This is a genomic window from Desulfogranum marinum (assembly GCF_016918565.1).
Classification (GTDB): domain Bacteria; phylum Desulfobacterota; class Desulfobulbia; order Desulfobulbales; family Desulfobulbaceae; genus Desulfogranum; species Desulfogranum marinum.
The window spans coordinates 42,406-62,680 of the sequence record NZ_JAFFQD010000027.1 but is presented as its reverse complement, the minus strand read 5'-3'; the positions used below and the strand labels follow the sequence as shown (position 1 = coordinate 62,680).

Genomic DNA, 20,275 nt, shown 5'->3' with positions numbered 1-20,275 from the left:
GGTTAAAAAAGAAATATGTTCGACAGGTCACGTGTTTGCTCGACAAAATTGTCGAACATGTCGGTTCTGTCTCTGCTCGATAAAAAAAGCTATAGCCCCCTGAAAATTCATTTAAAAAGAACTTTACCACCAAAAAAACATTGTGCATATACACAATTCCTTCTGTGCGGTTGCATTTTATGGTATGGAGAGTATTTTTTGGTTTTTCAAGGTCACTCAAAGAAAGCAAAAACTGAAAAAGTTCTCAGTGGAGTGTACCAGCTCAGAAGAAACAACGCAGTGCAATGGAAGCTTGAAGTCGACAAAGAAAAATGTCCTGGGTGCGGTGAGTGTGTTGATAATTGTCCTGGCGAGATATTTGAACTGAAAAACGACAACACACCCCCTACCCATACGAAGGAATACCATAGTTGGCATACCTGTGAATCAGTCTGCGAAGAAGAGGCTGTAAAAGTGAATGAGGCTGAATAAGCCACATTTTAATGATCTTCAATGTTGTTTTTTGACTCTATACGAACCCCTTAAAATTGTTAAACGTTAGAAACTAAGTCATGCATGTAGAAACATTTATTCCCTTTGTTTTGGCAACAACGTTAATCCTTGTTATTCCTGGGCCGACCATCATCCTCGTGGTCAGCCAGGCTGTTACCCATGGACGTAGGGCAGTGATTCCGCTCGTTGCCGGGGTATTGATGGGTGACTTTACTGCCATGACCCTTTCTTTGCTAGGCCTTGGAGCACTTCTTTCGACTTCAGCAGCCCTCTTTTCCGTTTTCAAATGGATCGGAGCCTTGTACTTGCTCTATCTTGGCGTTAAATTGTGGCGACTCACCCCCCAGGATATCCCTAAACGACAAAAAGCAACGCACCCCTCTGCAGGATCGCTTTTTACTAGTTCCTTTATTGTGACTGCACTCAATCCCAAATCCATTGCTTTCTTTGTTGCCTTTCTGCCTCAATTCATTCATCCAGCCCAACCTGCACTTGCCCAGTTCCCGTTGTTGGGAGGTACTTTTCTCCTGCTTGCTACCCTTAACGCAGCCGTGTACGCTTTGTTTGCAGGTCAACTCAGAGAGCATATGCGAAAAGGAAAAATTCGCAGGTGGTTTAACCGCTGCGGTGGTACCGCACTTATTGGTGCGGGTATCTTCACTGCCGGGATGCAACGATCAGCTTAAAAGGGGTGGACAATTTTGTCTTGTTACTGTTGCGCTGCTACCATTTTGTAGCTTTCCGTTCATGTTTCACCGCCTTTTGTTACACAAAAAAAAATGTTTCTCGTTTCCCCACCGCCCTGTCAGCGGCCTTTATCTTGTTTATAACGAGTGGATTATCATGTTCGACGACACAGACGCTACCATGCTCCTCGAAACCGCTTTTCCATTACACATAGCGAGATACAAGGCAAGCGGTTAGCACACAGCACACCCGGATATACGCTGGAAAATCGACCTAAGACGGTCCCTTTTCTCCGTCACCAGCATTCCTGTGCCTTAATATTTACAGCTGGCCCGCATCTTGTAAAACATACGGTAATTGCACCGTCGTTCCTGATGCACCCGGCACAACATCAACAAAGGAATCCCAGATGAAAACAGTACTTACTATTGTCCTTATTCAATTTTTTTCTATCGTCACAGCCCACGCACAAACGGTGCATCTCTCTGTTGCGGCAAGCATGACCGACGCGTTTAAAGAAATAATCAGTGTATTTGCCACCCAACATCCCAAAGCAGAGCTCCTGCCAAATTTTGCCTCTTCCGGGAGCCTTGCAAAACAGATTGAACAGGGAGCACCCGCAGATTTTTACGTGTCCGCCAACCCAAAATGGATGAAATATCTTGTTGAAAAAAAAATAATTACCCCGGAGTCCAGTCATATATTTGCCTATAACAAGCTGGTCTTTGTTGGTGATAAAAACCTGGCTGTCTCCTCCTTAAAAAGCCTGCTCGGGTTACAACGCATTGCTTTAGGCAGCCCGGGCAGTGTCCCTGCCGGTCAGTATGCCAAACAGGCAATGGAAAAAGTGGGAATTTATGCAGAGCTTGCAGAAAAAAAGAAACTGATCATGGCTAAAGATGTTCGCCAGGCATTGATGTATGCGGATCGCGGTGAGGTAGACGGTGCCTTTATATACACCACAGATGCCATGCTCGCAGGCAACGCAAAAATACTTTTTACAGTACCGCAGGATCTGTATGACCAGGTTGCCTACCCAATGGGATTAACGGGGTCAGGGGCCGGCAATGCAATGGCCAAAGCTTTTTACCAGTACATGGGCACCCCTGAAGCCAAGCAAATCTTAACGAAATATGGATTTGAGCCTGCTCATTAACTTCACTTACAAACGAAACGGCAAAGCAGATGTTTCCCCTTACCCCAGACGATATCCTGGCGATTAAATTATCGGTACAGGTGGCAGTCACGGCAACGATCATTGCCCTTCCCCTTGGGTTTGGCGCAGCCTACCTGTTGGCTCTATCGAACATCCGCGGCAAGGCTGTGTTGGAAGGAATCATCAATCTGCCCCTGGTCCTCCCCCCGGTTGTCACCGGCTACCTGCTGTTGCTGCTCTTGGGCCGTAACGGCTGGCTGGGAAAAGTGCTGGCACTGTTTGATATTCGTATAATTTTTACTTTGCGCGGCGCAGTCATTGCCTCGGCGGTGGTCGGCTTTCCGCTGTTAGTACGCTCCATCCGCATCGGACTGGAAAACATCGACAAACAATATATCCAGGCATCAAGAACACTGGGGGCGCATTGGTGGGATACCCTGTTTACCATTACGATCCCCCTCTGCAGTCGGGCTATTTTGGCAGGGACCACGCTCATGTTTGCTCGAAGCTTAGGAGAATTTGGCGCGACCATTGTGCTGGCAGGAAACATGCCCGGCGTCACCCAAACCATTCCCCTTGCCATCTATCAATATACAAGCACTCCCGGTGGTGACCGAATGGCGCTGTCCCTTTGTCTTGTTTCCATCCTTCTTTCGTTTGTAGTACTGCTTATCGGTGAGGCTGCCAACCGTACCTTGGCAAGGAACTAGTATGTACCTGGAAGTGGATATAGAAAAACAGCATGGTGATTTTCAGTGCAAAATTGCCTTTACACTGCACTCAGAAGAATGCGGCGTTTTCGGGCCGTCCGGCAGCGGTAAAACATCGTTAATGCATATGCTTGCCGGACTCCTCACTCCTGATCGGGGGACTATCAGACTCAACGGAGCAACTCTTTTTGACAAAGACACCGGCATCAACCTCCCCCCGGATAAAAGACGGATAGGAGTCGTTTTTCAACACGCCCGCCTCTTCCCCCATATGAGCGTGAAAAAAAATCTGTTCTACGGCATGAACAGAGTACCTCGCGACCAAAGAAACATTGACCCCAAATCGCTTATCGATGCTCTGCAAATCAAACACCTGCTTAAACGTAATGTCAGTAATCTCTCCGGCGGCGAGCGACAACGAATAGCTCTTGGCAGAACAATTCTTGCCTGCCCTCACCTTATCCTGCTTGATGAGCCCATGTCCGGGCTGGATGGAACCATGAAATACCAGATCATTCCTCATTTGCAGGCGGTATTTAAGGCGTTTTCCATTCCTATCCTCTTTATCAGTCACAGTCTGCAGGAAATGCGATTGATGACACAAGAGGTACTCGTCATGGATGACGGTCATATACAGCACCATGTGCCGACAGAAAAGCTGGCAAGGACCGGCGTGGGAAGCGGTGGTACCGGCTACGTCAACCTGCTTCATCTTGATGCACCCCAGGATCTTGGCAGGCTGCTTCGCTACCAGTGGGGAAACGTGCCGCTGATGCTTGTCAAAACCAAGGACCAGGGACCAGGGCAATTTGCTCTTGGCAGTAGAGATATCCTCCTCTTTAAAAAACATCCGGAAGCTTCAAGTGCGCGCAATGTGTTGCCCTGCATCGTCCGCAAAACCTACCAGACTGATTGGCTGTCAGGGGTTGAACTCGACTGTAACGGTAATACCCTCATCGCTGAAATCGTCCCTCAATCATTAGAAGAACTTGATATCCGTCCTGGATGCGAAGTAATCGCAGTGTTCAAAGCATCAGCATTTGAGCGGCTCTACTAACGCCCCGACTGCCTCCCCCACCGGTAGAAGCCAAACATCTACAGAAAACAGATTGCTTTCTGGATAACAGTCTGTAAAATATCAGACACCAGCATTTCCTGTTTTTCAATCTGCCAAAAATGGGAAAAGAGAATTGTTTTTGATAAATCTACAAACTACTACCAGGAGGGTACAATGATTTCCATTTCCATGAAAACTCAAATAAATGCGCCGGCCGCTGATGTATGGGCTGTTATCAGTGATTTTAATGCGCTCCCAAAATACGTTGCAGCTGCGGTAGAAAGTAAGGTCGATGGTGAAGGTATAGGCGCCGTGCGCACCCTGACCCTGCCGGACGGTGCTCTTTTGCAAGAGCGTCTTGAACAGCTTGATACAGATGAGATGTTTTTGCAATACTCCATAGTTGACGGTCCCCTGCCCGTGGCGGATTACTTGTCTACCATGAAATTAACGGCAGCGGAAGAGGGCTGCGAACTGGAATGGTCCGGCGATTTCAATGCTGCAGGCGCCTCCGATGAGGATGCCCGCGAAACCATGGCTGGTATATACCAAATGGGCTTTGACGGACTTGCCAAACTATTTGCATAACAGCAGGTATTGTCATCCGGGCAGGAGCAAGGACACCCTGCCCGATTATTTCTCTTTTTCAGCCAAAGTCTGCACAAACAGCGATTCTTCCCTGTAGGCCGGCTTATCCCACTCTCAACTCAGTTTTTCCAAATACACTGCAAAAAAAGCTGCGCATGCTCGTCAATAAATATTACGCAGACCATTTCCTTCTCATACCTTTTACCCCTTCTTCAGCATGCCCCGCCGCAGTTTGATCGTCTTGATCAATGCATCCGGATTGATCGAGACCAGCAATATGCCTAAAAGGGTCATTCCCCCTCCCACAATCAATTTCCAACCAAGTTCGTCACCAAAACAAAACACACCGAATATCGAGGCCAGGATAGGAGCCAGCAACATGAGCGGCGTTACCGACGAAACCGGATAACGGCCTAAAAGGTAATAGACAATCCCATGCCCTACCACTGAGGCAGCGACTGCTGAATACAAAGGAGACCATAAATCGCTTAAATGGATGTGGCGTATGAGCTGTACATGCCCGGACTCAAAAATTATCGATAACAGCAGCAGAGAAGGTAAGGCTACCGCAGCAATCCATGCCTGTAGCCTGAAAACGCCGAGATTTGGACACTGCCGCATTAATATCGTAGCGACTGCCATGGCAAAAGCAGCTCCCGAAACCCATAAAATGGCATCCAGATGATTAAACACGGTTGGATCGAACCCGATTACCATTACCCCCAGCAAAGCAATGGCAATAGCAACTATGCGAATAAAAGATATGCGTTCCCGCAAAAAAAGGGTTGCCAGAATGGCTGAGAAAGGAACATAGAGTTGGGTGGTAATAGCAATGGAAGCAATATTGCCCCCGGCATTCAAACCGATAAAGACCATCCCAAAATGGACAACCCCCAATAAAAAAGAGACCCTGAGCAAAGGTTTCATATGGCCATGTGCCGGCTTGAGCCAGGGCAGCATGATGATCAGTAAGAACAAAAATCGGATACTGGTAAAAAAGAGGGGCTGAAATTTGCCGGCGCCTATTTTGCCGGCAATAAAATTAAACCCCCATGCAAAATTAGCAAGCAGGGCTAGCAGGAGGTCGGGCAGGCTCATCATATTTTTTTCTTGTGTATGTCTTAGGAGGTGATCGGATAATAGAATTTTTTTCGCAGATCAAGGTGTAGCTGCGAACATTATCTTTTTGATAATAACGCGAATATGGAAAAGAGGACATTATCCTACACTCTCCAAGGGAGAGTGATTATTCAACCTGTGGTGGCAGAGCAAAACATCTGCTGTCGCTATTTAAAAAGAGTATCTATTCCCATGGCATGTTTACGGCCAAACTTTGGAATCAATTTTGGCCTGAGTACCACCATCCCCCGAAAAATAATTGCCAAGAATCGAAGGGTAAGCAAATGGTCCAAGACCCGATACCCACGCTTCCTGCGCAGTAAGAGGTAAAACAACCACTGCAGATGGCTCCGTTTCACCGCAAAAGGTGTAAAGTTGGTTTTCACACGGTAACGAGGTCGACTACCCTTTGGATACTTTTTTTTATATTTTTTCTTTGCCTTGCTGATTCGTTTTTTAATGCCATTATCATAGGGTGAAAAATAATATTCCCGCGCCAGGGCTAGAATGGCAAACGTGTCATACATATAACGAATATCATCTGCAGGCAATGCAAGTTTTTTTGCCAGCACCTCCATCTTCTCTATTTTTTCAAGAGATCTGTACCCACTTTCCACACAGTTTTCACCTGATACCACAAGGGTTCTCAGTACTTTGCGAACCGAATGATTAATAAAAATATTATTCCAAAAAACCGAAAGCAACGGCGGTATCCTGACCCGACGAAAAAACAGCTTCTGCCTCGCCAGTTCTTTAATATAAAGCAGATCCTTGATTACCTCGTCACTCAGCCTGAGTAACTCAAGCAGTGCAACCGGGTCATGACAGCCAGTACTATCTGCAAAGGAAGCGACAGCCTGCTCTACCTCCAGCTTTTCCTTAAACAACTTTATACAGACAAAGCTGTTGAGTTCATTCCAAAATCCGGCTTCCTCAAGATAGGTTAATCGCCGAAAAGGCAGCCATCCTCCTGTCTGGCACCACACACTGATACCTACCATATTGTTGGCCTGCTCCAATTGGCGTGCATACTCCTGGTAGTCCCACCCAATAAAAGATGGATACTCGCCGGCTCCCTCATATTCACGCCGCGCCTGCAATTCTATGATTCTTTTGACTTTAAGCTGGAAAAAACTTGTGTTAAGCGGCAGATAGCGAAAAAAATCCGACTCGCCATATTTGAGAGAAAGGATAAACCAGGGACTCTCGATATCCTCCAGTACTCGGGAAATGGTGCTACGATGCCATAAAAAATCACCGATGGGATAGGCCCCTACGGTCCAGTTTCTGAGAATCAGGTAACGTTGATAGCGCTCGAAGATTGGTAACACTGCTCTAAGCAGACTATTTGCCTGTTTTGCCCGGCGCAGGACCAGTTCACTTTTAAAATCGCCTCGAACATCCCTTCCGTCACATTCGCCAATACGCAGAATAATGCCCCTTACTTCGGGATAGGCATGGAGGACAGTTTCAAGCTGTCGCTGGATAAATTGGCGTATCCGCTGAAAATTGCCATTAATCTGCTCTTTCAGCTTTGGCGTAAGCGATAATATGTCCATGGTGAGGTAGACATCAAGTCCGTAACGGCTACAGATCGTAAACAATTTCTGATATTGCTCACCATACATCCTGACAGTCCGGTTTATTTCCGGCTCCAACCACTTGTCCGGCGTCAGGTGAGCTACATCATCAAAGGTGATGCCGTTGTACCCCACCTTGCTTACCTTTTGGGCAAATATCTCCAGATTATCTGCAATTTCTGCAAACTGACGAACGCAACATTCCGCCTCTTTACTTAAATGATGAAACGGTATTTTCGACCAGTTAACTTTCTTTTTGGTCTTAATATATTCAACAAAAAAAGGGCCAATGCCGTCGATAAGGAAAATTTCCATAACACTACACGCTGCCGAAAAGCCATCACTGGAAGTGCAACCCTAGAAAGTGGATTCAATTGATCGTTTGTAGCATAGGAAAATATACAACATATAATTAGAATTGATGAGGATATGATTTGATTGCGGTTTGCCTTCTCCAAAACCAAAAGAACTGAGCAACAAAGAAAAACACCTTTTCAGTTCCTGATTTAACTGTCGTTATTATTCTAAAATGAAGGTAGTTTATGGTATACTAAAAGCGAATTTTCATACTCATCCTTTGAACAAAGCACAGACAGTATCATGCCCGACAAGCCAACCTATAACCAACTTGCAAAAAAGGTCCAGGAACTGGAGCGCCAACTGCGAGAAAAAATTGTTTGCGCAACCGACGACCTTGGCCAACACAATCAAGTCGGTGCTCATGTTAGTGTTCAGGAGAAACAACTAAAAACCAGCGAAAAAAGATATAAAACACTTTTCGAAAATATGGCCCAAGGAGCATATTTTCGAAATGCCGAAGGCGAGGTTATCGAATGTAATGCAGCTGCACCGAAGATGTTAGGCGTCAGCAGAAAACAATTTCTTGCCACCAAACTTACAACCCCTCATTGGCAGGTGATAACCGAAGACGGAACCACCCTTCCTCCTGAACGACACCCGTCAATGGTTGCATACAAGACCAAAGAACCGGTAAAAAATTTTTTAGCTGCTGTTTTTAATCAAAAAAAACAAGACTATGTGTGGCTGAGCATCAACGCTATTCCACTTTTTCGAGATGGGGAGGAAAACCCTTATCAGGTCTTTGTTACCCTGCATGATGTCACCGAAAGAAAAAATGCCGAACGAGCGCTGACAAAAAGTAAACAAAAAATGAATGAAGCCCATAAACTGCTGCAGCTGGTCATTGACACCATTCCAGCTCGTATTTTCTGGAAAGACAACAATTTAAACTATACGGGGTGCAACCACTTATTTGCCGGGGATGCAGGCTTTCAACGACCGGAACAATTAATAGGGCGTGATGACTATAGTATGCCATGGAAGGAACAGGCAGAGCTGTACCGGAAGGATGATTTTCAGGTTATTAGATCAGGCAACCCCAAATTAAATTATGAAGAACCGCAGACAACACCGGAGGGCAAACGGATCTGGCTATCGACCTCCAAGGTTCCGCTTCGAGATGCAAATGATGCCATAGTCGGATTACTTGGGACATATGAGGATATTAGCCACCGAAAACAGATAGAAGAAGAACTGCTAAAAGTCCAGAAGCTTGAATCCCTTGGTCGTCTTGCCGGCGGTATAGCTCACAATTTTAATAATATTTTAATGACGATTATGGGCAATATCTCTTTTGCAAAGATGGAGGTCTCCCCTACCGACAAAATCTATGATCGCCTGACCAATGCTGAAAACGGTTGCCTCAAAGCCAAGGAACTATGCCGGCAATTTCTCACCTTCTCCAAGGGAGGGGACCCGGTAAGAGAGACGGCTCCTGCTTCCATGGTCATAAAGGCCAACAGTCAACTGGCATTAAGCGGGACAAAATCGCTCTCCACATATACGTTTCCTGATGACCTGTGGAATATGTATGCTGACGTAGACCAAATCGGTCAGGTTCTGACCAACCTCCTTATCAATGCGGATCAGGCAATGCCTGACGGCGGAATTATCGATGTGTGTGCAGCCAATACAACCCTGGAAGCTGAAAATACGTTTGGCGTAAAAAAAGGTAATTATGTCAAGGTATCTGTTCGGGATCAGGGCACTGGTATAGAGAGCATGTATCTTGACAAAGTTTTTGATCCCTATTTCACTACCAAAGAAGGCGGCAATGGGTTGGGCCTGTATTCGGCCTACTCCATTCTCAAAAAACATGAGGGCTGCATAGTAGTGGAAGCCACCTCAGCAAAAGGCAGCACCTTTACCTTTCTTATCCCTGCAGCAAAGGCTCATTTTTCTCCACATCTGAAAACAACAGAATCAGCAGTAACAAAGGGCAGCGGTCATATCCTTGTTATGGATGATGACCAAACAATCCTGAATGCTGTTGAGGCAATGTTGGATCATCTTGGGTATAGTTGCCAGGTAGTTGAAAACGGAGAAGAAGCTCTCGCGGCTTATATGCACATGCATAAAGCCGGCAGCCCTTTTGATCTGGTAATCATGGACCTGATTGTTGCCGGAGCCATGGGTGGAGAGGAGGCTGCTCAAAAAATGATCGCCTTCGACCCACAGGCAAAGATGATTGTTTCCAGCGGATACAGCAGGGATCCGGTGATGGCTGACTACCAAAAATACGGTTTCACCGGCGCTATAGCCAAGCCCTATCGTCTGGAGGAGTTAAGTATTCTTTTGCCAAAATTGCTCAACAGCTGATTAAACGCGATAAAGAAAAAAAGAGGCTGTCACGACCCGCCCCTTACTCTTTCCCTCCCCACCTCTCAGCTCCTATACATCCTGGCAAGATAGTGACCGTTTTGCCCAGTAGCAATCTGCTGACATTCAAACCCATTATACTCAGCCAGCATCTGCAAGACAGGAAACCCCACATATATCCATTGAAAAGGCACGGAGACTAGAGTGTCGTAGGTAATGATAAATTCAGTTTCTCCGTAGTCACTGTCATCGAAAGATTCATCTTCCTCATCTTCATCATTATACAGTAACCGTAAGTCTGTAGAGTCGGCAATAACCTGCCCATCCTCAGCCAATAGGTTCCGGACATGCTGTAGAAAAAGATTCAAGCCGTCAAGTGAACCACAAATACCAAGACCGTTCATGAGCATGAGGATGGTGGTATAGTTTCCGCTCTCCAGAGAAAAAAGATTGTTATGGATTGGATTTTTCACCTCTCTCTTTTCCATAACCTTGATACAACCGGGTGATATGTCCAAGGCATCTACATCCACATTTTGCTCCTGCAAGCACAGGCTGTGACAACCGCTCCCTGCCCCCACATCCAACACCGTCCCTCTGCACAAGTGCAGCGCCTCACGCTCCAGCTCATCCATCTCCGCGTATGTTCTAAACATGGTCTTGGCAGACATGGTCGACATACTGAACCTGGTGGAAGCCACCTCTGCGAAAACCTCGTAATCTCCATGCAGGTAATCCAGCATCATGGCTCCCAACGGATCTTTATGTGGGTCGCTAATAATACTTTTCATACTTTCATCGATGTGTTTAAGCCCTGATTATTGAAGACATCATTTACCAAAAAACGCTCCATGCTTACAACCTTACATTTTCAGGTGAGATGCGCCCTTACCAATACGTCCCTCTCCTTTTTAACAACACGAACCGTTGGTACTGTGCAACGGAATAGGATAACACCATAAATTATCTTGCCAATTCTGCAACCATGCCATACCAATAAGACGAATAATCATGGCTTACCCGAATTTCTCATGGACATTTTCTCATTTAAAAAAAAATAACCTGCCCCCCTGAACTGATGAGAAATTCGTGCTGAAGCAGGATATAACGCAATAAAGAATTATATCATCGATGCTTTGCGTCAAATCTTGCGACGTAACTCACGGGATTGGTGATTCTTTGATTTATTACACCTAAAGCTTGTAACTGCTCAGAGGTGTCTCATATTTTGACAGGCTCGATTATTCGCAAATAAGCGACCATTGGGAGACTCTGTGGAATGTATGTGAACAGTTACCTTGCGACAACACTTACTGCGGTCTTTGGAACCATCTACCAAGGACCAGAGACCCGAGCTTTACCTTAAACTGTATAAACAGGATTTATTCTTTCAGCCATGCCTTTTCAAAACCGTATTGTCCAACCAGGCCCCAAACAAAAAACTGTAATTGATACCAACGGTAACGTGTTGACCCCACCTCAGGAGTGGGTCTTTCTTAAGGCAGGGGACGGTCCGCTCACCCGAAGTGTCAAAAGTCGATGCATCACCTGGCAGGTCCAGGTCAAAAAGGGAAAACGGACCATCTCTAAAGGGATATGGGCCGAAAAAGGCCATGTGGAAGCCGCTAAACAAGAGCTTGAGCGCAAACGTTCCACCCCGGAGTACGAGCGACAGAGGGCTGCTCAACTGAAACGTAAAGAACGAAAACATGCCGAATATGTCGAGGATTTTTACCAGGCAACCCTGGATTTTCTCGCTTTTCACCCTGCACATAGGCAAACTGCAGAACGCCTGGCAAAATCAGTCACTGATCTTGCAACACCTATCGGGTCCGGAACGGTAGCCAGAACCACCCGTATCCCTATTCACAAGCGGGTAGAAGCGGCTGTTATAGCCTGGTTGCGTCATCAAACAACCGGCTACGACCAAATGCACATTATTCGCAAAAAAGGAAGCAGAAGAGAAGTCCGTCGAATGTTGGCCCAAAAATCCCAACTCATGCTAAGCCGTTATCGGACAGGAGAAACTCTTGACAACCCCTGCCCTCTGCAGCAGGCGCTGGAAACTGAACACCGGCTAAGCCGGTTGAAGGAAGAAAAGAAAAAGCAGCAAGACTAAAAAAAAGCCGCCCTATCGAGCTTCAATCCATTTACAAACTACATGCTGACAGCAAGTACACAAGGGAACCTCTTTATTCTTCAGCAAAAATGAGCTCGAAAAAAATCAGCACATCTTACCCGCATGCCTTCTCCGGTATAATCGGTGCTGCTCTTGCTGCTGTAGACGAGGCGGAGCCACCTACGCATATTTCCGTCTTCCACACTACGTCACAAAAAACACGTTGCTGATATAGCTGATATTGTGTAAAAATATATTTCTTGTTGATATTACCCCGTTGGTTACGCAGTACCTATAAATAGGGATGAATATTCCAAACAAAAAACTTGCCATACTTCTATTACTGTTCCTGTTCCTGCTCGTTGGTGGCGTGAGTGTGCGAATGTATCTGGACCCCAGCTTGACGAAGTACAGGGCTACTCAAATTTTAAAAAACGAAGTATTTCCACACCCGGACATTGTGCCGTTCACTCTTTACGGCAATAATGTCCTTTTTATTCCTCATAAAGGACTTGAGATAGACAACCAACAGCTGAGTCGCCTGGAAAGATTAGCTCAAGGCGGATTTATCAAGCTTTCCCATATCGATACAGCCCGGCCGCAATACATGCATGATGTTCAAAACAGTGTCGTAACGATTGAGTTAACTGATAAAGCATCCCCTTTTATAACAAAAAAACTCTACAAATCAGTATTGGTAAAAGCTTGCGAACTTAGGCTAACTAAAATCACAGCAATAGTCCATGATGACGCCAAAGAAGAAGCTGCAGTCTATATCATCTATAGCTCTCACAAAAATACACCCTTTGCCTCTTTTTCTGAAAACTGTGATGGCCAACCTCATAAAGCCCATTTTACTTTTATCCGGGATGAGAAAAAGTGGAAACTCACCGGTGACTGATCCATAAAAGTACCGGGAAGCTCAATGCGGCAGCTGATAAAAAGAGCAGGGTATACTGACTGAAAAGCCTCAAGAACATATAACGATGCAGGGAGGACAATATGATTTCTGTTAGTGAATTCTACTGGTTACTGCTGATATGTGTCGGTACGACTATGATGATGGTGCTTATGGTACTCTTACTGTTGCGAAAACTGCAAATCGAAGTAAAAGAGGGAATGCATAAAATCGCTACCCTCATAGAACAACAAAAAAAGGCGCCGCCGGCAATTGTGGCCGGCACCAGGAACCTCATCCCAAAAAACTGTCCGGATTGCGAGAAAGAAGCCAAGGCAGACGATCTCATATGTGTATACTGCCATACAAAACTATAGTCACCACCTATAAAAGAAACAACAGATCCTCGCAACTCCACTAACGTCCACAAACAAACAATGAAAATACGACCAGTTACCACAGAAGACCGACCGAAAGTCAGTGCTCTGCTCCAACAAGCATTTCCAGGAAGCCGATATGAAAAACAGCTTGTTGAAAACCTCCATAAAAAAGAAAGAACGCTGCACGAATGGATGTGTATTATCCGCAACAAGGTGGTCGCTTATATTGCCTATTCAAATGCATATACAGAGCATAGGGTCTGTGGCTTGCATCTGGCACCACTGGCTGTCAATCCTGAGTTTCAAAATCGTGGAATTGGTTCTGAGTTACTCCGTTTTTCCCTTCGCCGGAAGGAGATTAAGGAAAACACTGTGTTTGTTGTGGGCGCTCTTCACTTCTATGAAAAGTTCGGTTTTACCCCTTGTACAAACCCACGCTACCCTTTTACCGCCGGCAATGAGCATTTCTTAAGCATCCGCAATACCACCGACAACACCGTTACCGTTGGTTATGAGCCGGAGTTTACTAAATGAGTATAAGTAATCGCTCACCGCTACCCGTTTTTTGCCTGCAACCCCTACACAGCTTCAGTATTTTTGCAGTAAACAGAGGTAATCATCCGAGTCTACGCTTACCCGGAGTCTACGCTTACCTGTTCACTGCCAAAACCCTCGAATCCGACGCTGCTGGAACTAATGAAAAATACGGGCTAAAATCTGCCGATCTCCCCCGAACTGTAATGTTAGAGCAGTGCTCCAAATATTTGCAAGCTGACCGAATAGCAGATACGCTCCGACTTCGATACATCGGTATGCTCGACACGCATAACGTGCAGGGTCGGGGGGTGCTGCCGAGGAGCAAATCTTTTTCTTGCTTAACAACATACAATGTGATCTGTCTTTCATTGCGATTCCACGTCTGTTGTCTGTACCACCGGAAAATTCTCTTGTCTTTCTCTCCTTCTTAGGGGTAGTCTGCTGCTATTCATTAAAAAAATACGATAAAGGCAATCGAAGCTACCGGCGATTGAAAATCCTTTTTAAGGAGAGGCAAACATGGCTCTTATTATCGGCATTGATGTAGGCGGAACCCACGCAGACGGAGTTTTGCTGGACGGAGAGAAAATACTGGTAAAGAATAAAGTGCAAGTTGACCAGGACAACCTGAGTGATTCCATTATAGCCCTCCTGAAAACATTGCTCCCGGACTCTCCTGCAGATCTCGCCCGAATCCATCTCAGCACCACTCTCTGTACCAACGCCATTGTCAACGAAACCTTTGACAAGGTCGGGATGTTCATCCAGGCAGGTCCTGGAATGAATCCAAACTTTCTTGATTGCGGAGAACATGTCTGTTTTCTTAACGGTGCCATTGATCATCGCGGTCATATAATTAAATCCCCGGACCAATCCACTATTGATGATGCTGCAGTCACCTTTAAAGACAAGGGGATTGAAAGCATAGGCGTGGTCACCAAATTTTCCCATCGTAACAACAGCCACGAACAAGATACCCATGACCGTTTGGCAGACAGTTTTCCACACATCAGCATGGGCCATCGCATATCCGGCCTGCCCAACTTCCCAAGAAGAGTCTATTCAACCTGGCTTAACGCGGCATTAAAATCACGGTTCATGTTTTTTAAAGAGGCCATGGAAAACGGTCTTCAGCAGCTGAAAATTAACTGCCCGTGCTATATCCTCAAAGCTGACGGCGGCACCATCCCCTTTACAGCTGCCAGTGACACCCCCTGTGAGAGTGTGCATTCCGGTCCTTCTGCAAGCGTAATGGGTTGCCTTGCCCTGCAAAAAAATATCCACGACGCGGTCCTGCTCGACATAGGTGGGACAACCACGGACATCGCCATTTTTGCTGACGGCTCCCCCTTGCTGGAACCATATGGGGTTACCATCAAGGAACGACCAACCCTGATAAGGGCATTAAACACCAAAAGTATCGGCCTGGGAGGAGACAGTGCAGTCTCCTACACAGACAAAGATTTCTCCATAGGCCCGCAAAAAGAGGGCCCGCCTTTGGCGCTGGGAGGTAACGTTCCTACGCCCACAGATGCAATGATCGTCCTCAAAACACTTCAGATAGGTGATGGAGCAAAGGCGGAACAAGCCATGCTGCAATTGATCCCGGACCAAACGCCCGAAAAGACAGCAGTACAACTGTTGCAAGCCTTTGCCAATCGGATAAACCAAGTCGTAGAGCAAATGATTGAGGAAGTGTTCAGTCGACCGGTCTACACTGTGGCAGCACTGCTCAACCTGAAAAGAATCAACCCCAAAGAAATCATTCTTGTCGGAGGACCTGCCAAGGCAATACAACAGATACTGGCAGACACGTTACAGCTCCCATGCAGTGTGCCGGAGCACTATGAAGTTGCCAATGCTATCGGCTCAGGTAGAACACGGCCCACCCTGCAGGCCACCTTATATGCAGACACCTCAGACGGTACGCTTTCCATCCCCGAAACCGGTTACAGGGGTACAGTGCGGTCCTATTTTGATATGAGTGATGCCGAAGCGAGGCTCACCGAAGTGATCACCACTATGGCTGCAGAATTTGGGATGGAAAAAATACCGGAAATTGATTTTCTCGAGCGTCAGGAGATGAATACCGTTCGCGGGTTCAGCAGCTCCGGAAAAATCATTTCTCTCAAGGCACAGATCCGGCCTGGCCTCGAACAACTCTAGGAAGAGGAACACAACATGTCACACTTTATGCCCACCGCACCGAATCCAACAGGTCTGGTCCTTTTCCCGGCATTTGACTGGTGCATCAGTCCAACCCACCCGGAACGGGAAGAACGCCTCCTCTACACCAAAGATCAGCTTATCGAAGAAGGTCTTGAGGATGTGGAAAATATTTCGTTCTTCAACCCGGAGATAGCACAACACAAGGATATCGACCGCGTCCACATCTGCGTCCCTTCATCACAAAAACTCCTCACCGAATCCCACCTTATATCAGCAGGTGGCGCCATAAGGGCGGCTCGGGCGGTCATGGACAAACAAGTAAAAAAGGCCTTTGCCGTTGTCAGGCCACCAGGCCACCATGCCATGCAGACTGTTTTCGGCGACCGTGGTTTCTGTATCGTCAACATAGAAGCAATCATGGTGGAATATATCCGTCGTCATTACGGGGTCAGAAAAGTGGCAATAGTAGATACCGACTGCCACCATGGGGACGGCACTCAGGATATTTTTTATAACGACCCGGACACCCTGTTTATATCGCTTCACCAAGACGGGCGTACCCTCTATCCGGGAACCGGCTTTATCCATGAAGCAGGTGGTCCTTCAGCACCCGGTTACACCATTAACCTTCCCCTGCCCCCGGCCACATCGGAAGAAGGCTTTGACATGGCCATGGAACGGGTTATCATGCCTCTTCTCGATGATTTTCAGCCGGAAATCATTATCAATTCAGCAGGACAGGATAATCACTACACTGACCCGATCACCAACATGAACTTCACTGCCCAAGGGTATGCCCGACTCAATCGCCTGCTCAACCCGGATATCTGTGTGCTTGAGGGAGGATATTCCATCGAAGGTGCGCTCCCTTATACAAACCTGGGAATTATCCTGGCCATGGCCGGCCTGGATACGTCCAACGTCAAAGAACCGGACTACGATCCACGAAATTTTATCCAGTCCGCTGATATGAACAGCCACATTGCCACAGTCTGCGACCAGGCCCTGGAACTGTATAAACAGCGGGACCGGTTAAAAAAGGATTTGGCCGGCGAGAAAGTAGTCAAAACCAGTAAACGAATATTTTACGACACCACCGGTTTTGATGTGGAGGAAGAGAGATCCTATCACACCTGTCCACACTGCCCGGGTTTTACAGAAGTAACGGCCTCAGGACTCAACAACTATGTCCACGCCTTTACGATACCGTTCAATAGCTGCAAAAAATGCCGGGACAGGGCTAAAGACCTCTATCGCACCACCGATCCTCGAGGATTTGGTTCCGTTGTTCTTCAGGACCGGGTAGCTGATACTTATGAAGTGAAAAAAAATAAGAACTAGGTGGATGCCGGAGCGGGATCCTCCATTGAGCATGCCCCCCCCTGCAGCATGGGGCTTTACCTTGACCCAAGTTTATGATGTTAATTTATAGTATCGAGTAGGATGCCATCTATTTTTCTAACCGCTCTACCTGCTATCACTTTTCAAGTACATCCTGCAGCACGGAGGCCAGATCTTTCAGCTGAAAAGGCTTGGGCAAAGTCCCGCAGAAACCATGGTCTTTATACCTGGCAAGGACGGGATCATTCGAATACCCACTGGTGACCACGACCCTTGCGTCCGGATGATTGGCATGAAGCTTTTGTACCGCTTCCTTACCTCCCATGCCGGCGGGGACGGTTAAGTCCATGATAACCAATCGCACTGGAGCTGTTGCGATTGCAGCATCATACGCTTTTAGCACCTCGGCTCCATCGTGGGTGGTTAAGCACTCATACCCCAAATGCTGCAGCATGGAACTGAGCAAAGCGCAAACAGCAAAATCATCATCCATGATCAGCACGGTCCCATCACCTCCCCTGGTGACCTTCTCCGGCGCAGGCAACGCATTGGCCTTGTGCTCAACATTCACCACAGGAAGATAAAAAACAAAGGCAGCACCATCTCCATCCACCTTGCGGGTAGTGATATAACCACCATGCCGTTTTATAACAGAATAGCAAACAGCGAGTCCTAATCCACTTCCTGTCTGCTTGGTGCTGAAATAGGGATCAAATATCTGAGCGTTTATTTCATCGGGAATACCGGCTCCATAGTCCCGAATTGTAACGGCAATACATCGATCAGCCTCCAGCAGCGGTGGAAAATCGGGTGCACCTCGAGCAAGATTAGCACAGCCAATATCAATCACACCGCCATCCGCCATGGCCTGTTTTGCATTGACAACAAGATTCTGTACCACTTGACTAATTTGATCCGGATCGACATTCACCGGCCAAAATTTTTCAGGGAAACTGTAATGACTGCGCAGTTTGCTGCCGGCAAGCATAAATTGCACCGACTCCTTGATCAACGTCTCCAGCGACATAATCCGCCGAACCGGTTCGCCACCTTTGGCAAAAGTCAGCAATTGATTGGCAAGACCTTTAGCCCTAAAGGAAGCATCTTCGGCTTTTTGCACCAACTCAAAGGCTTTTGTTTCGCGTTCAAGATACTGGGCAGCGAGGTTAAGATTCCCCAGGATAGCAACCAGGATATTATTAAAATCGTGAGCTATGCCGCCCGCCAGTACCCCGATAGACATCATTCTGTCAGCCTGGATGATTACTTTCTCCAGCTGCACCCGTTCGGTCACATTATCTATCCGAATAACAGCCCCTTCTATCCCATTGGAACTTAAGGGATAAACGGTGATATCTTCATAGAGCGTATTTCCATCTATGCTGCGGTTATTTTTCAGGTTAGGCTTTATCTCCCTGCACAGTAAAGCCTGGTTTATCTCTTGCAAAACCTCGGGTTGAAAATACGGATATATTTCGCCCACTTTTTTCCCAAGCGCACGCTGCGGAGGAACACCTGTCAGTTTTTCGGTTTCCTTGTTCCATTGGGTCACTCTTCCACCGGCATCCACACCGATGAGCACAGATGGCATGGAATCTATGATATTAGCCATCATTTTACGCAGCAGGGCCTTCTCTTCCTGTACCTTATGGTGTTCAACGGTTATTGCGGCTAACTGCGCCATGGTTTCCATGAGTTTCATTTCCTCTGGCCCAGGAACCTTGACTCTGTCGTAATAGAGAGCAAATGTTCCTGCCACATTGCCCTGCGACATGATGATCGGTTCTGACCAGCACGCATGGAGATTTGCCCGCAGGGTGATATCCTTCACCCTTTGCCAGTAGGGATGGGTTTGTAAATTCTCGGCAACAACCCTTTCTTTTCTAAATGCCGCCGTACCACAGGATCCCATGCCATCGCGAATGGGAGTGCCATCAACCACTGCAGTAAAATACTCGGGCAGCTTGGAAGCAATCTTAAGGCGCAACCTTTGTTCCTTATGATCGACAAGCAAAATAGAGGCTGTGACCCCATTAAACTGCTCCTCCGCAATCTCCAGGATCATGCCAAGGATATTTTCCCTGCTCCCACCAAGAGCAAGCTCTTTCAAAACCTTGTTCACTTGGCGTTCATAATCCTGCTCCCGCGTTGCTTCTGTCACATTTCTTAGCACAGTTATAAGAAACGGGTGCCCACTCCCATCCCGGTAGATGCTCTTATGGGCAACGATCCTGATGACACGGCCCCGGGCATCGACGACCTGCTCGATATTTTCAACCGGGCTTTCTGTAGAAAACATCAATTCATCGCTTTGCCTGGACAAATCAGCCTGGTCTTTCGGGTAAAGCGCACAACATGCCTGCCCCGTTATTTCTTCTGCACTGCGGCCGAAAAAATCTTCAAATGCCTTGTTTGCAAACAAACAGCGATGGTTTCTATCTTTCACAAATACAGGATCAGGAAAATGATCTACGATCCCTTGCAGCAGATCAGCACCGGCCGACTGTTCACTGTTAAAGAGGGGGAATGATCCCCTTTGGCCTGTTGTCGCTGAATTCGTCTTTTTCATAGCTGCCACTATAGTGATGAAATATTCGCGGAACCAAAACAGGTTAGAACTTACACAAAAACTTACTCCCTTTTTTCATACCTTAAAAAATATTCACGGGCTTGTACAGGTTGATTGTATCATATTGATTGGCAAAACAAAGCATCTTGCATTACACTCAACATATCAGTAAATGACTTTTCCCCTGATTATTT

At 46.7% G+C, this 20,275-nt stretch carries 17 protein-coding genes; 13 read left to right on the top strand and 4 right to left on the bottom strand.

Going from position 1 to position 20,275, the window contains the following annotated elements; translation table 11 throughout:
* Window positions 1-198 precede the first annotated feature (198 nt).
* The 6 genes from JWH17_RS14950 to JWH17_RS14925 all read left to right on the top strand — a co-directional run bounded on the left by JWH17_RS14950 (window position 199) and on the right by JWH17_RS14925 (window position 4,690).
* Window positions 199-471, top strand: coding sequence for a 4Fe-4S dicluster domain-containing protein (locus tag JWH17_RS14950; RefSeq protein WP_205223436.1), 273 nt, complete (start codon window positions 199-201; stop codon window positions 469-471).
* Between the two features lie 80 nt (window positions 472-551).
* Window positions 552-1,178, top strand: a complete 627-nt coding sequence (locus JWH17_RS14945) for a LysE family translocator (protein ID WP_205223435.1) — start codon at window positions 552-554, stop codon at window positions 1,176-1,178.
* A 410-nt stretch (window positions 1,179-1,588) separates the two neighbouring features.
* Window positions 1,589-2,335 (top strand): molybdate ABC transporter substrate-binding protein, encoded by a 747-nt coding sequence (gene modA / locus JWH17_RS14940; protein ID WP_205223434.1) that lies wholly within the window; start codon window positions 1,589-1,591, stop codon window positions 2,333-2,335.
* Between the two features lie 29 nt (window positions 2,336-2,364).
* Complete coding sequence (modB, locus tag JWH17_RS14935; RefSeq protein WP_205223433.1) at window positions 2,365-3,045, top strand: molybdate ABC transporter permease subunit; 681 nt, start codon at window positions 2,365-2,367, stop codon at window positions 3,043-3,045.
* A 1-nt stretch (window position 3,046) separates the two neighbouring features.
* Window positions 3,047-4,102 (top strand): molybdenum ABC transporter ATP-binding protein, encoded by a 1,056-nt coding sequence (gene modC / locus JWH17_RS14930; protein WP_205223432.1) that lies wholly within the window; start codon window positions 3,047-3,049, stop codon window positions 4,100-4,102.
* 174 nt (window positions 4,103-4,276) lie between these two features.
* Window positions 4,277-4,690, top strand: coding sequence for an SRPBCC family protein (locus JWH17_RS14925; RefSeq protein WP_205223431.1), 414 nt, complete (start codon window positions 4,277-4,279; stop codon window positions 4,688-4,690).
* Window positions 4,691-4,891: 201 nt separating this feature from the next.
* On the opposite strand, the gene JWH17_RS14920 is transcribed toward JWH17_RS14925, so the two are convergent.
* Complete coding sequence (locus tag JWH17_RS14920; RefSeq protein WP_205223430.1) at window positions 4,892-5,791, bottom strand: DMT family transporter; 900 nt, start codon at window positions 5,789-5,791, stop codon at window positions 4,892-4,894.
* 185 nt (window positions 5,792-5,976) lie between these two features.
* The gene (locus JWH17_RS14915) at window positions 5,977-7,704 is read right to left on the bottom strand and encodes a hypothetical protein (RefSeq protein WP_205223429.1); all 1,728 of its coding nucleotides are present in this window, start codon (window positions 7,702-7,704) and stop codon (window positions 5,977-5,979) included.
* A 285-nt stretch (window positions 7,705-7,989) separates the two neighbouring features.
* Between JWH17_RS14915 and JWH17_RS14910 the strand changes: the two genes are divergently transcribed.
* Window positions 7,990-10,068, top strand: a complete 2,079-nt coding sequence (locus JWH17_RS14910) for a PAS domain-containing hybrid sensor histidine kinase/response regulator (RefSeq protein ID WP_205223428.1) — start codon at window positions 7,990-7,992, stop codon at window positions 10,066-10,068.
* Window positions 10,069-10,133: 65 nt separating this feature from the next.
* Here the strand turns inward: JWH17_RS14910 and JWH17_RS14905 are convergent, their stop codons facing one another.
* Window positions 10,134-10,859: a class I SAM-dependent methyltransferase gene (locus JWH17_RS14905; protein WP_205223427.1), complete on the bottom strand. Its 726-nt coding sequence runs from the start codon at window positions 10,857-10,859 to the stop codon at window positions 10,134-10,136.
* Window positions 10,860-11,464: 605 nt separating this feature from the next.
* Here JWH17_RS14905 and JWH17_RS14900 point away from each other — a divergent pair.
* From JWH17_RS14900 to JWH17_RS14875, 6 genes are all read left to right on the top strand, one after another.
* Window positions 11,465-12,187: a DUF2293 domain-containing protein gene (locus tag JWH17_RS14900; RefSeq protein WP_205223426.1), complete on the top strand. Its 723-nt coding sequence runs from the start codon at window positions 11,465-11,467 to the stop codon at window positions 12,185-12,187.
* Between the two features lie 304 nt (window positions 12,188-12,491).
* Entirely contained in the window at window positions 12,492-13,088 is a 597-nt protein-coding gene (locus JWH17_RS14895; RefSeq protein ID WP_205223425.1) for a hypothetical protein, read from the top strand.
* Window positions 13,089-13,189: 101 nt separating this feature from the next.
* Window positions 13,190-13,462, top strand: coding sequence for a hypothetical protein (locus JWH17_RS14890; RefSeq protein WP_205223424.1), 273 nt, complete (start codon window positions 13,190-13,192; stop codon window positions 13,460-13,462).
* A gap of 60 nt (window positions 13,463-13,522) precedes the next feature.
* Window positions 13,523-13,999, top strand: coding sequence for a GNAT family N-acetyltransferase (locus JWH17_RS14885; protein WP_205223423.1), 477 nt, complete (start codon window positions 13,523-13,525; stop codon window positions 13,997-13,999).
* A 522-nt stretch (window positions 14,000-14,521) separates the two neighbouring features.
* Entirely contained in the window at window positions 14,522-16,168 is a 1,647-nt protein-coding gene (locus JWH17_RS14880; protein ID WP_205223422.1) for a hydantoinase/oxoprolinase family protein, read from the top strand.
* Window positions 16,169-16,183: 15 nt separating this feature from the next.
* Window positions 16,184-17,512 carry a histone deacetylase family protein gene (locus JWH17_RS14875; RefSeq protein WP_232371108.1) on the top strand — a complete coding sequence of 443 codons (1,329 nt, stop codon included), beginning with the start codon at window positions 16,184-16,186 and terminating at the stop codon, window positions 17,510-17,512.
* A 136-nt stretch (window positions 17,513-17,648) separates the two neighbouring features.
* On the opposite strand, the gene JWH17_RS14870 is transcribed toward JWH17_RS14875, so the two are convergent.
* Window positions 17,649-20,081: a hybrid sensor histidine kinase/response regulator gene (locus tag JWH17_RS14870; protein ID WP_205223421.1), complete on the bottom strand. Its 2,433-nt coding sequence runs from the start codon at window positions 20,079-20,081 to the stop codon at window positions 17,649-17,651.
* Between the last annotated feature and the right edge of the window lie 194 nt (window positions 20,082-20,275).